The organism is Cellulosimicrobium sp. 72-3 (assembly GCF_013127315.1).
Taxonomy (GTDB): Bacteria; Actinomycetota; Actinomycetes; order Actinomycetales; family Cellulomonadaceae; genus Cellulosimicrobium; species Cellulosimicrobium funkei.
In genome coordinates this window covers 3,842,029-3,858,649 of sequence record NZ_CP053419.1, presented here as the reverse complement: position 1 = coordinate 3,858,649, position 16,621 = coordinate 3,842,029, and the positions used below count along the sequence as shown (strand labels likewise).

Genomic DNA, 16,621 nt, shown 5'->3' with positions numbered 1-16,621 from the left:
GTGGCAGGGAGCAGCAGCATGATTCCAGACAGGGACGCCTGGGCAGGGTACGACCGTTGGAACGATCTTCTGGCTGCCGAGCTGTTTCCCGAGACCGAGCAGCCATCGCCGGTCTACCTGGATCTCGAGGCAGACGTTCTCTCGCGAGTCGCTGCGCGTATCGGGGTACCTGAAGACGGGGTGGTGCAGGCGCTGGCGGGCGCGGTGGCGAGTACCGTCGAGGTCGAGAGCGCGCGCGCGTTTCGCCATCACCGGCAGCGACTTTCCGTGTGGAGGACGGGTGATCGCGAGCGCGTCAACCCCTTGATCGCGCTCCTCGCGGTCTTCAGCCTTGCCGCCGAACGCATGGCGAGCGGCGAGGGTATGTCGGCGAACAACTACTACGGTCGCCTCGCGACCCTTCTTGGCGGTAAGGCCGAAACTCTCGGCAAGGCCTATCGCGCGATCGCGGAACCGTTCTGGGGGAGCCTCAATCTCTGGCTCACGACCGTGGGGGGTGCACGAGGGCTTCCGACCGCGTACTCCGTGGGGATGCGGTTCGTCGGCCTCGCGGTCTCCCAGGCGCTCGTGCGGGAGGCCGATCGGCGGCGCCTCGAGCGGTTCTTCTCAGACTTCGACCTCGCGCCCCGATCGGAGCTCCCGCCGGCAGAGCTGACCCCGCTGCTCGGCTCGTGGATCGGTCAGGACCCGAGCCCGGCGACGAAGCACCTCGTGGCGCTCTGGAGCAGGTCTGGACTCCAGGACCGCGTAGCCGAGGTCGCGGCGACGCTGCTGAGCGAGTGGGACGGCATCGACTCGGAGACCGAGGGGCTCGGTCCGCGCGGGCGCGCGTCGCTCGCGATGTCCATCACGGCCTTCCCTCGTAAGCAGGTGAGGCTTCGACCTGTGTTCTTCCTGCCCCGCCCTGAGCAGTCGCGCAGCGTCGTGCTCCATGGGGAGCGGGACGAGAGCGTGGTCCTCGTGCAAAGCTCAGCCGCAGCCATGAGCTTCCAGGACCCGGGCATCATCGACGCCGCGAGCCTGCTCGAGGGCGTCCTCGAGGTGGAGGACGATCTCGCCGGTACGATCCGTCGTCGTCCTCGCGGGCTCGTCGTCTTCCGAAAGGACGACCTGACTGGCGACTGGGTCGAGGTGCAGCAGGTTCTCATGGGCGACGACGTGGTCGTCCTCGTCGCTGATCGGCTGCGGCAGCGGGTCGAGGGGATCCTGGCTGAGGTGTCGCGCCCGGGTTGGGAGCCTCGAGAGCTGCCGGGGGTGCCGGAGGGCTGGACCCTGCTCCAGCGCGTCGAGATCTTCTCGCGGCCGTCGGACGCCGAGCAGGCGCACTCCGACGTCCGCGCCCTGGTGCCGCTGACCAGCAGCCAGCTCAAGCTCGCAGGTGGTCTCGCGCTTCCCGGCCCTCTCCGCAACCGTTGGCACTCGGCACGGCCTCCCGAGCTGCGCGCGGTGAGCGATGTCGGCGAGTCGTTCTCGGTGCGTCTTCTCGATCTGGGCGCGCCGGGTGACGACAGGGACGACGAGGTGGAGCTTGGGCGCTGGGATGACGGCGGCTCCGGTTCGGTCATCCGAGACCTGGCCGGGCTGGAGCTCGAGGACGGGGACTACGCCGTCGAGCTCTGCACCGGGGAGACGGCGCTCTCTCGCAAGCAGTTCTCGTTGCGGTCGTCTTCCACGCCCGAGGCCTCCCTCTGGGAACGCGCCGAGACGATCGAGCATGCGATGAGCGCCCCCCTCTCACTTCTCGGTGCGGGTGATCCTTCTGCGGGAGGGCCCGTCGTGCAAGGCGTCGTGATCGACGCGGATCCAACGTCTCCGGAGGCTTCGACGGCGCAGCCACCCCGCAAGCCCTGGTGGATCTCGGGACGCGACCGGGAGAGGGCGACCAAGGTCGTCCTCCGGAGGCCGAGCCAGGACTCCTGCTTCTACTCGGGCATGCACCGATTCGAGCTGGAGACCGCGATGTACGACTCGAAGGGCCGCCCGCTCAGCACAACCACGATGGGTGTCTGCGAGGGCTGTGGGCTGCAGAAGCGATACTCCTCGAGCTACTGGCGGAACAAGAAGAAGTTCGAGCGTCAGCAGGCTCGCGCAGCGACGGTACGTGTCGATGTCGCTGCGCTCCCTCCGTCTGAGGACCGTGGTGGCGACCTGGACGAGGACTGGGAGGTCGCGCTCGACGCGTTGCGCTACGCCGGCGGCGGCCCGATAGCCGTTCTCGAGCGTGTCGCTCGGCAGCTCGACCCGAGCCGCGTGTTCGTCAAGGAGTTCACGAGCACGCTCGAGGCGCTAGGACACATCGAGGTACGCCGGTCTCCAGAGACCCTCGCGCCGGTCGCATGGGAGGTCTGCCCGACGACTGTCGTTGACACGGGCAGCGAGCGTGTCCTCACCGGCTTCTGGAGCAGTCCGCTGGTGGACGACGCGACCGAGTCGGTCGAGAACAACGGGAGTCGGCTCGTCTCCACCAGGCAGGTCAAGGGTCCGGACCGTTGGGCAACCACCGCGACGGACGATGAGCTGCTGGAGTGGCTCGACGTCGACGGAGTCCTGGTGGCCGGGCGCGCCGGACCGGAGCTCGCTCGTCTTCTCCCTGCGCTGAGCACGGTCGTCGGCGCTCTCCCGCGGGCACGAGCGGCGGGACACCTGGACGTCCAATGGTTCGACCCCGCGCGCTCCTCCTGGGTCGACGGCGTCGGCATCGACGGCGTGGGCGCATACCGGGTCGGCAGGTACGCCTCCCAGTACCTCCTGCGCACGGAGGCGGACGTCGCGAACGGAACCGTGGCGCTCGCGGACGTCTACCTCGTGAAGCACGCCGCCTCTGTAGCCCTGTGCGGCAAGCCGCTGCTGGCGTACCAGGAGGAGACCGGCGATCTCGCTGTGCCACTGGGAGCAAGTCTTCCCGGGATGTACCAGCGAGCAGCCGTCCTCGACTCCGGAAGGTCGCCAGAGCGACGCCGGGGCTATCTCGTCTACCCCGGTGTGTCTCGTAACGTGGCGCACCGACTGACCTACCTGCTCGAGAACTGAGGAACGATGGCGTCCCAGCCCAATCCTGTCAGCGTCGGCGACAACCTTCGCGAGACGCTCCTGCGCTACATCGACACGGCGTTCCACCTCCGTGACGAGTCGCTCCGTCGCGAGCGTCGGCGGCTCCTCACGGAGGAGACGCCGCTCGTTCCGCACCCTCTGCTCGAGCCCGTTCTCCCGTACGACGGGACGGAGGACGGTCTCGAGGCGTGCGCAGCCGCGGGCCTGCGCCCTCACGAGGCGCGATGGCTCCTGGGGGGGCTCTTCGGCGTCGACAACGTTGACGGCCTCATGCTGCGACAGCACCAGGCCGACGCTCTAGCGGTCGCGATGAGTGAGGGCGCCAGGACCAACCCGGTCGTGACGTCGGGCACGGGCTCGGGAAAGACAGAGTCCTTCCTCCTTCCGGTCCTCGCTCGACTGCTGATCGAGGCGCGTGACTGGGCTCCTGGTGCTCGATCAGAAGATCGATGGTGGGACAGCGCGCCACTGCGCTGGACCGCCGTGCGATCGGGTGAGGCGAGAGATCCGGCGGTCCGGACGCTCGTGCTGTACCCGACGAACGCGCTCGTCGAGGACCAGATGTCGCGACTGCGGCGGACGGCTCGTCGTATCCAGGACGCAGGAGGGCCGGCGCTGTGGTTCGGCCGGTACACCTCGGCGGCTCCGGGCGGGACGACCCTGCCGACGTCCACGGGAACCCACTCGCGCCTGGCGACGGTGGCCGAGGAGATGCGCAAGCTGGTCGACGAGTACGACTCGCTAGCGGCAGCCGATGCGTCGATCACCGACTTCCTCTCCGATCCGCGACGCGTCGAGCTCCTGACGCGCTGGGACATGGTCCGGACACCGCCTGACATCCTGGTGACGAACTACTCGATGCTCAACATCATGCTCATGCGGCAGATGGAGGAGCCGATCTTCGAGGCGACCAGGCAGTGGCTGGAGGCCGACCGGTCGCGAAAGTTCACGCTGGTGGTCGACGAGCTGCACCTCTACCGGGGTACACAGGGCTCGGAGGTGGCCCTCATCCTCCGCAACCTGTTGCTCAGGATCGGGCTCGCCGCTGACTCGCCGCAGCTGCGCGTCATCGGTACGAGTGCCTCCCTCGACGCAGACAAGGGCGAGTACCTCGAGCAGTTCTTCGGCGTACCGAGAGCGTCGTTCGAGCAGATCAGCGGCGCGCCCCGAACAGTCGACGTCACGCTTCCTGTCCGTCTCGACGACGCCCTGTCCGGCCGTTCATCCGCAAGCCTCGAGGCGATCCTGGCGAGCGCGTGCCGCGACGGGGACACGCCCCCACGCGCCACCTCTCTCGAGGACATCGAGACGCGCGCGTTCGGTGAGAGGACGGGTGGGCTGGAGAGCGTGACTCGTGCTCTCGAGGAGATCGTGGAGTCACCGTCCTCGAACGCCATCCCGTTCAGGGCCCACTACTTCATGCGGACGATGCGGGGCATGTGGGCGTGCAGCGACCCGGAGTGCACCGAGCTTCCCGGCGAAGGCAGGTCCGTACCTGGTATCGGAAGGCTCTTCGCCCGTCCGGCCCGCCAGTGCGCGTGCGGTTCTCGGGTGCTCGAGCTGCTCTACTGCGGGAACTGTGGCGACGCGAGCCTTGGCGGTCATGTCCTCTCCTCGCTGGACGACGGAGGGGACTTCCTCGGCGTCGACCCCAGCGAGACCGACGCGGAGAGAGCACGACTCGTGTTCGAGCGGCGCCGGCACGAGTACCGCTGGTACCTGCCCCGCCGAGAGGGAATCGGGATGTCGTGGCAGCACACGGGCCCTGACAAGAAGCCGTGGAAGTTCAGCTTTGCCCCTGCGTCGTTCGACCCTCGGTCCGGATTCCTCCGGCCGGGTCCGGACGAGGCGACGGGAACCGTGGTCACGAGCTCCGGCCCCGACGCCTCCTGGGAGCCACCGGCACTGCCTTCGCACTGTCCGCGCTGCGGGCACCACAGGCGACAGCGGGGCTTTGAGACGGGCCGTGTCTCGTCGGCGCTGCGCGCTCACACACAGGGTGCGACCCAGGCCGCCCAGCTCCTGGTCTCCGAGATCTTCCGCGAGCTCGGCGACGACAGGGACTCGAGCCGGACGATCGTGTTCACCGACTCTCGGGACGATGCAGCGCGCATGGCCGTAGGTCTCTCGATGAACCACTATGCCGATCTCGTCCGGCAACAGGTTCAGCAGGTGCTCGCGGCCCCGTCGGAGGACGTTGCGGCAATCCTCAGGGCTGGGGTGAGAGGAACGCTCGAGGGTGCGCTGCAGGCCCGCTATGGCGAGCTCGTCGCGACGTATCCCCAGGTCAACCAGGCCTACATGCTCGATCACCTGGCCGTGGCCCAGGACGCTCATCGCGCGCTCATCAGCTCGTTCGAGGCCGAGCAAGCCGCTGCGGTGGCGTGGGAGTGGCCGAACCTGGTCAACCAGGTGAGCAGACGACTCGTCCAGCTCGGCGTGCCGCCCGGCGGACCGAGAGCCTCCCTGCTGAAGCTGGACGACGGCAGCCCGTGGTACCGCGCCTTCGAGCCCCCGGTACCGGGCGAGTGGGAGCCGATCGCACCGGCCGCGCTTCGCGCGGACCTGCAGAGGAGCTTCCGCAACCACCTGGCGTCGTCGTTGGGCGACGTGCTGCTCGGGTCCGCCGAGAGGGACTCGGAGGAGACGCTGGTCGCATCTCTCGTCCCTCGCAGTGTCGAGGGAGACGAGGGCGTCACCGCACAGGCGGCCCGCTCGAGCCTGCGGATCATCCTCGCCGCGGACCGTTGGCTTCCTCAGGACCGCGCGTCCGACGCCAAGGGCCGCGTGAAGGCGGCGGTCGACTACGTGAAGCGTGTCGCGCTGCGAGCGGGCATCGATGCCGACGAGCTGCAGGGCAGCATCGACGCTCGTCTGGCGAGGCTGCTCGACTCCGGGCTGGTCCATCTCGACCGCCTCGACCTTCCGCTCGATGTCATCCCCGCCGGAGACGACGTCTGGGTGTGCGACCTGTGCAGTCGTCGTCATCTGCATCCGTCCGCAGGTACGTGCACACGAGAAGGGTGCGCCGGAGAGCTCGAGGTCGTAGCGGTGTCGTCGCTGGGCGAGTCGGACTACTACGCCTGGCTCACCGGTCAGAAGCCGCAACGGCTCGCTGTCGCGGAGCTGACAGGGCAGACCCGACCGCCGGAGGAGCAGCGCAGACGGCAGCGCGTCTTCCGAGGAGCCCTTCTTCCTGCACCCAAGGAGAACAGCCGCGCGACCCCGCTCGACGTTCTCAGCGTGACCACCACGATGGAGGTCGGCGTCGACATCGGGTCGTTGCGCTCGACGGTCATGGGCAACATGCCGCCGCAACGGTTCAACTACCAGCAGCGTGTCGGTCGTGCGGGTCGCGCGGGCCAGGCCTTCTCGTTCGCAGCGACGCTCTGCCGGGACCGTTCGCACGACGACTACTACTTCGCCAACTCCCACCGGATCACCGGTGACGCTCCGCCACAGCCGTTCCTCGACACCAGCCGCGTGCGCATCCTGCGCCGCGTCGTGGCGGCGGAGCTGTTGCGGCGTGCGTTCGCCTCTCTCCCGACACCGCCCGCGCCGCGGGGTGACAACGTCCACGGGGCGTTCGGCGACGTGAAGGAGTGGGAGGCCCACCGGGAGGGCGTCGAGAAGTGGTTGATGACCAGTGACGACGTTCAGCCGGTCGTCGGTCGGCTGAGTGCCCTGACAGGCGTCGGCGCGGCGGACCTCGATGACGTCGCGCACTGGGTGCGGGACACTCTGGTGCTCGAGATCGATGACGCTGTCGAGAACGAGGCTCACACGCAGACGTCGCTGAGCGAACGCCTCGCCAATGCAGGAGTGCTGCCGATGTTCGGGTTCCCGACTCGCGTGCGTTACCTGTACCGCACCGACGCTGGCGGCAAGGCAACGGCGGACGAGTTGAGCGACCGCCCGTTGGGCCAGGCCGTCTCGCTCTTCGCACCTGGAGCGCAGATCGTGCGCGACGGCTGGGTGTACACGGCGAACGGCTTTGTTGCGTGGCGCCGAGGTTTCGACAACAAGCCGTACTCCGTCAACCCCCTCTCGGCCCGCCTCACGGTGACACGGTGTCAGGAGTGCTCTGCCTCGACGGTGTCGGAGAAGTGGTCGAGCTGCCCCGTCTGCGGTTCGTCCGTGCGCGAGGTCGCGATGTACGAGCCCAGCGGGTTCAGGACGCACCCGGAGCGCACGGACGGCAAGATCGAGGACCGTCGCGCTGCTGGAGCGTCCCGTCCGGTCCTGGGATGGTTGAACCCGGGGCAGCCGGCAGAGAGAGTCGGTGCGCTCGACGTCTGGATGCTGGAGCAGGCGAAGCTCCTCACGATCAACGACAACAACGGTCAGCTCTTCACGATGTACCAGCACTCAGACAAGTCGGTCATCGTCCCGCTCGAGAGCAGCTCCGCGCCGACGATGCCCAAGGTGGGTGAGGCAGCGATCGGCGAGGTGCGCACGACAGACGCCGCACTGCTCCTGATCCGAGGAGCCAGCCTCGAGAGCGGTGTAGTCGCGACGGCACGGGGCGACTGCCCGTCCGGCAACGCTGCGATGCTCTCCTTCGCGGAGGCGTTGCGTCGCGGCTGCCAGTCGGAGCTCGACATCGACCCGGCCGAGCTCACGGTAGGCATCCAGCCACGCACGATCGAGGGGGTCCGAACGGCGGCCGTCTATCTGGCGGACACGCTGGACAACGGCGCCGGCTATGCGCTCGAGCTGGCCCGCAGACGCGTGGGTTCCGTCTTGGACCGACTCCACGGCCAGATCGCCACCTCCTGGGCCGATGCTTCGCACACGAGGTGTGACACCTCGTGCCCGGACTGCTTGCGCTCCTGGGACAACCGCCACCTGCATGGCGCGCTCGACTGGCGCCTCGCGCTCGATGTCGCAGACCTGGCCCTCGGGCGTGCTCTTGACACCGACCGCTGGAGCGAGGTGACCGAGCGTGCCGCGCGAGGCTTCGTCCGAGGATTCGGGGAGGCGGTCGAGGACGGACCGGGACGGATCGCGATCGAGGAGCGTGACGGCGTGACCGTCCTGACGGCAGGGAAGATCGCGGTCCCTGTCGGTCACCCGTTGTGGTCACGCGACGTCGACCACCTCGAGGAGGTGCAGCGTCGAGTTGCGGAGTCGCTCAGCGCCGACAGCTTCTCCGTCCGTTGGAGCGACGCGCGGACTCTCCGCAACCGCCCCGACAAGGTATTCAGCCAGTTCGTCGCGTGACCAGGAACTCGAGAAGGAGCTCCCGCAATGGCCTACATCGTCTCGCTCTCGCCGTTGGACCCGCTGGAGGGTCGGCGACCGCACTCGAGGTCAGACTGCACGTGGCGGGTCTCGTCTCGCGACGGAGAGCAGGTCCTGCAGCTCGACACCTACGGCTCTCCGGAACGCAAGGACGTCGGCACGATCAGCCAGTCGATCCAGCTGGACGAAGAACGCGCTGCCGAGCTCGTCGCGATCATCCGGTCGGTCTTCCCCGGAGTGCGTTGAGAGGGGACCCCTCGGCGGCGGTCATGAGGTGCCGTTCCTTCACGGGTGCGCTAGCTCGTCAGGGAGGCTTCCGGACGGGTCTGGAGAGACCAGCCCTCGCCTATAAGATCCACCAGGCAGGGTCCTCCCTGCCGCACCGCAGAGGAGTACCACCACGTGACGACGGCGACCGACCAGTCCACCCGGCCGACGTTCACCGGAGCCCCAGGCTCCACCGTCATCGTCCGTGACGAGTCCTGGCTCGTGACGTCGATCGAGCCGACGACCGACGGCCACTTCGTCCACGTCCTCGGTCTGTCGGAGCTGGTTCGCGACACGGAGGCCGTGTTCAGCACAGCGATCGACGACGTCCAGGAGGTGGATCCTTCGGCGACCCGCGTCGTCGCCGACGAGTCGCCGAAGTACCGCCGAGCCCGTCTGTGGCTCGAGGCGATGCTCCGCAAGACGCCGGTCCCGGTCGCGGACCCGAGCCTCACGACGGCGCACCGCGCCCTCGCGGACCCGCTCGACTACCAGCTCGCAGCGGTGCGCCAGGCGCTCGACCCGGACAACCTGCGCCCCCGCATCCTCCTGGCGGATGCGGTTGGCCTGGGCAAGACGCTCGAGATCGGCATGATCCTCTCCGAGCTCGCGCGCCGAGGCCGAGGGGAACGCATCCTCGTCGTCACGCCCAAGCACGTCCTGGAGCAGATGCAGTTCGAGCTCTGGACGCGCTTCGCCCTGCCGTTCGTCCGCCTGGACAGCACGGGCATCCAGAGGATCCGCCAGAAGCTGCCGGCGAACCGCAACCCGTTCGCATTCTTCAAGCGCGTGATCATCTCGATCGACACGCTGAAGAGCGACAAGTACGTGGCGCATCTGCGCAAGCAGCGCTGGGACGCCGTCGTGATCGACGAGTCGCACAACGTCACGAACACCTCGACGCAGAACAACCGCCTCGCGAACCTCCTTGCCGAGCGCACGGACGCTCTGGTCCTCGCGAGCGCGACCCCCCACAACGGGCGCGCCGAGTCGTTCGCGGAGCTGGTCCGCATGCTCGAGCCGAGTGCCGTCCGCCCGGACGGGACGCTCGTGGAGGAAGAGGTTCGGCGCCTCATCATCCGCAGGCACCGCCACTCGCCCGACGTCGCCAGCGTCGTCGGGTCCGACTGGGCGGAACGCCTCCCGCCACGCAACGAGCTCGTGCCGGCCTCGCCGGTCGAGGAGGAGATCGCGCGCGAGCTGGAGCAGGTGTGGCTGTGGCCGGCGTCCGGCCGCAGCCCGTACTCGGGCAAGGCCTCGACCCTCTTCCCGTGGACGCTCGCCAAGGCGTTCCTCTCCTCGCCGGCGGCACTCGCGGACTCGGTCCACAACCGCCTGCGCACGCTCCGGGAGCGCCGGGAGGTGGGCGTCGGCGCCGAGGTTTCCGCGCTGGAACGCTTGCAGCACCTAGCCGATGCCGCGCTGACCCAGCGCTCAGGCAAGTACGACGCCCTGCTCGCCGAGCTCCGCAGCATCGGCGTCGCCCGCACGAGCACGGCTCGTGCCGTCGTCTTTGCCGAGCGCGTCGCCACCCTCGGCTGGCTCCAGGAGAAGCTCGTCCGGGATCTCGGCATGACGAAGGACCAGGTGCAGGTGCTGCACGGGGGTCTGAGCGACGTCGAGCAGCAGGACGTCGTGGACTCGTTCAAGCTTGCGTCGTCGCCGATCCGCGTGCTGGTCACAGGCGATGTCGCGTCCGAGGGCGTTAACCTGCACAGCCAGTGCCACCACCTCATCCACTACGACATCCCGTGGAGCCTCATCCGGATCGAGCAGCGCAACGGCCGCATCGACCGCTACGGCCAGAAGCTCGCGCCGCAGATCGTCACGCTCCTCCTGCAGCCGACGACGACGGACCGCTTCGGCGGGGACATCCGCGTGCTCACGCGGCTCGTCGAGCGCGAGCACGAGGCCCACAAGGCCCTCGGCGACTCCGCGTCCCTCATGGGCACGTACGACGTCGCGGCGGAGGAGAAGGCCATCGAGGAGGTCATCCGGGGGCAGAAGGACCTGGACGACGTGGTCCGCAGCCCGGAGGACGTCGCGGCGGCCGACGGCATCGACGGCTTCCTCGCGCGCCTCCTCGGCCTCGGTTCGGGCACCGAGGTGCCCGACGCCGTCCCCGTGGTCCCGACGAACGGCTCGCAGGCCGCGAGGGGCACGTCGGGCCTGTACGACGGCGAGCTCGCGTTCCTCACCGATGCGGTGCACGAGATCAGCCCGACCCCGGGTATGGCGCCGCCGAACGGAGTGGGGTGGACGCCGCCGTCGGCCCACGGCGTGGCGAGCCTCCGGCCGCCACGCGACCTACGACAGCGGCTGGAGGTCCTCCCGCAGTCGTACCTGGACGCTCGCGACGTGACGCAGACCCTCAAGCTGGCGACCACCTCGGCGCGTGGCAAGGCGGAGCTGGTCCAGGCGCGGACCAGCGAGTCGACGTCGACCTGGCCCGAGGCGCACTACCTCGCCCCGCTGCACCCGGTCGTCGACTGGGCCGCCGACAGGGCGCTCGCCGCGCTCGGTCGCGACCAGGTGTTCGCGGTGCGCGGCGCCGTCGACCAGGTCACCGTGCTGCTGCAGGGCACGCTGACGAACAAGCGGGGACAGGTCGTCGCGACGTCGTACATCCACGCGATCTTCCCCGACGAGAGCAATCCGCAGTTCGCGCTCGCTCAGGTGTTCCCGACGGCCTCCGAGGCGATCGCGGCGCTGGCTCTCGAGGCGGTCAACACGGGCGCACTCCGTGGCGCCGAGCAGCTGCAGCCGTTCGTGGCTGAGGCCGTGCGCGCCTCGGACGCCCCGATCGCCGACCAGGTCGCCGCCATCCGTGCCGAGACGGAGCGCCGTGTGAGCAGCTGGCAGGAGCGCAGCCGGAAGTGGCGCCTCGAGTCGCAGGTGCTCGTGCAGCGCGACGAGCTGCGCAGCCGCAAGGAGCGCGTGGACGAAGAGACGCGCCTCGCGGAGTCGATGCTCCCCGACCGGACCCTCGTGCGCCCGCTCCTCGTCGTGGTGCCGGCAACGTGGTCGGGCGCTCCTTCCCAGGTCGCCGGTTCTGAAACCTGGGTTTCATCGATCGAGGAGGACCAGCACTGATGGCGGTGAGCGACGCGATCGTCGTCGGCGAGGACTGGATCAGCCAGCACTACTTCGCGACGGACGGCAAGCAGTCGTTCCAGGCGCGCGTGCTGGACCGCCGCAAGGAGTGGGACGCCGAGACCGCGGAGGGTCGTGCGACGACGCGGTCGCGCTTCACGGAGTCGCGCGGCGAGCTGTTGTCGGTCTTTGCGTCGTTCGGCGAGGAGGGCGGTCGTAGCCCCGAACTGCCCGCGCTGTACGAGCGGTTGCGCCGGGTTCTCGGGTTCGGGGGTGCGGGCCTTGTTGCCGAGCGCTCCGGCCCGGTCCTGCGCGTGCACGCCACAGGCTTGGAGGGCGCGGCCCCGCTGGCGATCGTCGAGGCCGTCGCCGTCAAGGACGTCGAGTCGCTCCTCGCCAAGGGCGATGCGCACAAGCCGTCGCCGGCGGACCGCACGCTGCTCGTTCCGTACGACGTGGAGGAGTCCACCCAGGTCCACTCGGTCGCTCGCCTCCTGTCGTACCTGTTCGTGTCCGACGACGCGCCCGACTTCGCGCTGGTCCTCGCCGGGGGCACGGCGCTCGTCGCGGAGAAGGCGCGCTGGGCGGAAGGCCGGTACCTCGCCGTCGACCTGCAGCTCGTGGCCGAGCGCGCGGACGCGAGGCGCGGGGGAGAGATCGACCGCGCACTGACGTGCCTGGCCGCGCAGTCCCTCGCGCCCGACGCTGAGGGCAACGTCTGGTGGTCAGGCGTCCTCGAGGACTCCGTGAAGCACACGGTCGGCGTCTCGAAGGACCTGCGCGAAGGAGTGCGCCTGTCGATCGAGCTCATCGCCAACGAGGTCGTGGAGCGGCGCCGGGCGCAGGGCCTCGAGTCGCTCCCGCAGCCTGAGGCGCAGACGCTCGCGAAGCAGTCCTTGCGGTTCCTCTACCGCATACTCTTCCTCCTCTACGCGGAGGCGTCGCCCGAGCTCGGCGTGCTGCCCGTCGGCGACCCGGCGTACGAGCGCGGGTACAGCCTCGACCGGCTGCGCGAGCTGACTCTCGTCGAGCTGGCGAGCGCGTCGGCCGATCGAGGCACGCACCTGTACGAGTCGTTGCACGCCCTGTTCCGGCTCGTCGACCGTGGGCACGAGGGCGGTACCGCGCCCGACGGCGGTGGCGAGACCGAGGGCCTGACCTTCCGGTCCCTCAAGGCTGACCTCTTCGCGCCCGCGGCGACGGCCCTTGTGGACGAGGTCCGCCTGGGGAACGGCACGGTGCAGGCGGTCCTGCGTCACCTCCTGCTCAGCAAGGAGGTCAAGGGCAAGGACCGCGGGTTCATCTCCTACGCAGAGCTCGGCATCAACCAGCTCGGTGCGGTGTACGAGGGCCTGATGAGCTACACGGGCTTCTTCGCCGAGGAGGACCTCTACGAGGTCGCGAAGGACGGCAATGCGGAGAAGGGCTCGTGGGTCGTGCCGACGACCCGTGCCGAGGGCATCGCCGCCAAGGACTTCGTCCGCGCCGAGGACCCGGTGACCAAGGAGCTCAAGCCCGTGGTTCACCAGCGGGGGACGTTCGTCTACCGACTCGCGGGGCGCGAACGGCAGCAGTCGGCCTCCTACTACACGCCCGAGGTGCTGACCCGGTTCACGGTGTCTCAGGCGCTCGTCGAGCTCATCGGCCCGGACGAGGTCAAGGAGGGCTCCGTCGAATGGGAGGGCCGCGAGGTTCCCCGCAAGATGTCAGCACGCGAGATCCTCGACCTCACCGTGTGTGAGCCGGCCCTCGGCTCCGGTGCGTTCGCCATCGAGGCGGTGCGCCAGCTCGCCGCCGCGTACCTGCGGCGCAAGCAGGAGGAGACGGGCAAGCGCATCGACCCCGACGCGTACGCGACAGAGCTGCAGAAGGCCAAGGCGTACATCGCCCTGCACAACGTGTACGGGGTGGACCTCAACGGCACCGCCGTCGAGCTCGCGGAGATCTCCCTGTGGCTCGACACCATGGGCGAGGGCCTCCAGGCGCCGTGGTTCGGCCTGCACCTCAAGCGCGGCAACTCCCTCATCGGTGCCCGACGCGCGGTGTACCGCCGTGACCAGCTCGCCAAGAAGGCGTGGCTCAACGCGGTCCCGGCGGACGTCCCCCTCACGCCGTCCGACGCCGACCGCGCCGCCGGGCGATCGAGCTCGCTCGGCGACGTGGGCGGTCGCATCCACCACTTCCTGCTTCCTGCCGCCGGCTGGGGCAGCGCCGTCGAGGCGAAGGAGGCCAAGGAGCTCGCACCCGAGGCGCTCGCCCGCCTCAAGGCATGGCGGAAGACGGTGCTCGTCACCCCGTCGAAGAAGCAGACCGACGAGCTGGTCAACCTCGCCCACCGCGTCGAGGCGCTGTGGGACCTCGCGCACCAGCGACTGCGGATCGCCGAGGACCAGATCCGCCGGTCCATCGAGGTGTGGGGAGCCAGCGACCTGCCCGTCGGCGGGGCCGTGACGCGCGAGCAGATCGAGAATGCGCTCGCCGATGCGAAGGGTGCCTACCAGCGGCTCCGGCTCGTCATGGACGCGTGGTGTGCACTGTGGTTCTGGCCGCTCACGGATGCTGTAACCCGGGTTACAGACGACGACGGCGACGAGGTGGTCGTCGAACCGCCGACCCTGGACGACTGGATCGCCGGCCTTCGCGCTGTGCTCGGTGTCCACGCGGAGACCGGCGCCTCGGGGCGCGGGCGGAAGTGGACCGGAGGGGACCAGACCCTCGCGTCCACCGCCGACTGGGACGAGCTCAACGAGGCTGAGGAGCTCGAACTGTCGTTCGCCGGGGTCCTGGCGCCGGAGCGGGTGCTGCGCGAGCACCCGTGGCTGGTCGTGTGTCAGCGAGTCGCGGCGCGGCAGGGGTTCTTCCACTGGGAGCTCGACTTCGCTTCGGTGTTCGCCGCGCGTGGTGGCTTCGACCTCCAGGTCGGGAACCCGCCATGGGTGCGGCCTATCGTTGATCAGGAGGCGCTGCTCGCCGAAGCGGACCCGTGGTGGCAGCTCAAGAACAAGGCGACCCAGTCGGAGCTGGCCGCTCACCGAGAGTCATCCCTCGCCGCCGAGGGCATGGTTGATTTCGTCGTCGGCGCGATCGGTGACATGGAGGTAACCAAGGACTTCGTCAGTTCCGTCCAGGACTACCCGCACCTCGCCGGACTCCAGCCCGATCTCTACCGATGCTTCATGGAGCAGACCTGGCGGCACGCCTCGCCGCGAGGCACGATCGGCCTCATTCACCCCGAGTCGCACTTCACTGACGAGAAATCGGGCGCGCTCCGGGCTGCCACGTATCAGCATCTTCGACGGCACTGGCAATTCAAGAACGAGTTGATGCTATTCCGCGAAATTGACGATCAGGTCGTATACGGCATCCATGCGTATGGACCAACTCAAGCGGTAGCATTCATCCACGCCGTGTCCCTATACCACCCCAGCACAGTCGAAAGTTCCCTGCACCACGAAGGCATAGGCCCTGAGCCTGGCATCAAGGATACTGACGGGCGATGGGATACGAGACCACACGCCGGCCGGATTACGACGGTGACCGAGCAGGTTCTTGGCACTTGGCACGAAGTCTTGGAGTCGGCGGCCGTCCCGGTCAACCGTAGCCGAATGGTCTACGCGGTCAACAGTTCTGTAGCCGCCGTTCTCTCCAGGGTGTCGACTGCGCCCCGCCTCACTAGCCTTGAGTTGCAGTTCTCGCCCGGCTGGCATGAGAAGAACGACCGCACCAAGGGGTTCTTTGACTCCTTGTGGGGTGAGCCTTGCGACTGGGACGCGGCGATCTTACAAGGCCCCCATCTTCACATCGGGAATCCAGCTTTCAAGACGCCCAATCCGACGATGAAGCACAACCAAGACTGGACGAACGTCGACCTGGAGGCCCTCGAGGCAACAGCGATCCCGGCGACGTCGTACAAGCCGCGCGGCGACCGTAAGACCTACGACGCGGCGTATACCCACTGGACCCGCGACGTTGTGGTCGGCCCAGACGGCAAGCCTACTGATGGCTCCCCCGCCGTGGATCCGAAGTACCTCCGCCACGTCGAAACAACCACCCGCGCCGACGGCACCACCATCCGCACCGAGACCGTCTCCGCCCGCGCTTTCTACCGCCTCGCCTGGCGAAAGATGGCAGCGAACACCGGTGAGCGCACCCTCATCTCGTCGCTGATCCCGCCAGGATCGACACACATCGATGGCGTGTTCTCGATGGGTCTTCCGTTCGACACCTACGCTAGCCTCGTCGACGTCACTTCAGTCACGTCCTCGCTTGTCGCCGACTCAGTCGTTCGCGTGGCGCCCAAGGCAAATATCCGGTCGTCCACGGTGGCGAACCTGCCCCTTCCTCTAGAAAGCCCACTGAGAGGACTTCTACGGCTGAGGACACTTCGTCTCAACTGCGTCACCGATGCCTACGCCGACCTGTGGGCCGAGTGCTTCGACGAGGCATTCCGCGACGACTCGTGGACCGGCCTGCCAGAGCGCGCGGGCTGGGTGGACCTGAACGACGTCGGCCCGAAGTGGACGCCGGAGACGCCGCTGCGCCGGGCGGAGGACCGCCGTCAGGCGCTGCTGGAGATCGACGCCCTGGTGGCGCTGTCGCTGGGTCTGACCGCGGACGAGCTATGCACCATCTACCGGACCCAGTTCCCGGTGCTGTACGGCTACGATCGAAACCGGGACCACTACGACGACAACGGCCGCCTCGTTCCCAACAGCGTCCTGACCACCTGGCGCAAGAAGGGCGGCAACGACGGCCGCTTCTCGGAGGACGAACTTACCGCCGTCCACCCGGGCAGCGGCGTCGCCTACACCTACGAGCTCCCGTTCCAGACCCTCGACCGCGAGGCCCACATGCGCCAGGCCTACGCCGAGTTCGAGCGCCGCCTCGCGGCCAGGGCAGGCGACGTCGGCTGACTCAGCACCGCTCCGCCCCGGGAGCGGAACCACTGCCCAGTTCCCCGCCGATC

At 68.6% G+C, this 16,621-nt stretch carries 5 protein-coding genes; all 5 read left to right on the top strand.

The annotated features are described in order from the left end of the window. The 5 genes from HKK73_RS17235 to HKK73_RS17215 all read left to right on the top strand — a co-directional run bounded on the left by HKK73_RS17235 (nt 1) and on the right by HKK73_RS17215 (nt 16,568). The gene (locus HKK73_RS17235; RefSeq protein WP_171468489.1) at nt 1-3,030 is read left to right on the top strand and encodes a hypothetical protein; all 3,030 of its coding nucleotides are present in this window, start codon (nt 1-3) and stop codon (nt 3,028-3,030) included. A 6-nt stretch (nt 3,031-3,036) separates the two neighbouring features. Further along, a complete protein-coding gene (locus HKK73_RS17230; RefSeq protein WP_171468488.1) occupies nt 3,037-8,274 on the top strand; it encodes a DEAD/DEAH box helicase in 5,238 nt (1,745 codons plus the stop codon). 27 nt (nt 8,275-8,301) lie between these two features. Continuing rightward, the gene (locus tag HKK73_RS17225; protein ID WP_171468487.1) at nt 8,302-8,541 is read left to right on the top strand and encodes a hypothetical protein; all 240 of its coding nucleotides are present in this window, start codon (nt 8,302-8,304) and stop codon (nt 8,539-8,541) included. 156 nt (nt 8,542-8,697) lie between these two features. Beyond that, on the top strand, nt 8,698-11,655 hold the full coding sequence (locus tag HKK73_RS17220; RefSeq protein ID WP_171468486.1) for a helicase-related protein: 2,958 nt from the start codon (nt 8,698-8,700) through the stop codon (nt 11,653-11,655). Beyond that, on the top strand, nt 11,655-16,568 hold the full coding sequence (locus HKK73_RS17215) for a class I SAM-dependent DNA methyltransferase (protein ID WP_171468485.1): 4,914 nt from the start codon (nt 11,655-11,657) through the stop codon (nt 16,566-16,568). Before HKK73_RS17220 ends, HKK73_RS17215 begins: the two co-directional genes overlap by 1 nt. Nucleotides 16,569-16,621: the final 53 nt, after the last annotated feature.

Coding starts and splice junctions, on each gene's coding strand:
- HKK73_RS17230 (WP_171468488.1), top strand. CDS start 3,037: ATGGCGTCCCAGCCCAATCCTGTCAGCGTCGGCGACAACCTTCGCGAG.
- HKK73_RS17225 (WP_171468487.1), top strand. CDS start 8,302: ATGGCCTACATCGTCTCGCTCTCGCCGTTGGACCCGCTGGAGGGTCGG.
- HKK73_RS17215 (WP_171468485.1), top strand. CDS start 11,655: ATGGCGGTGAGCGACGCGATCGTCGTCGGCGAGGACTGGATCAGCCAG.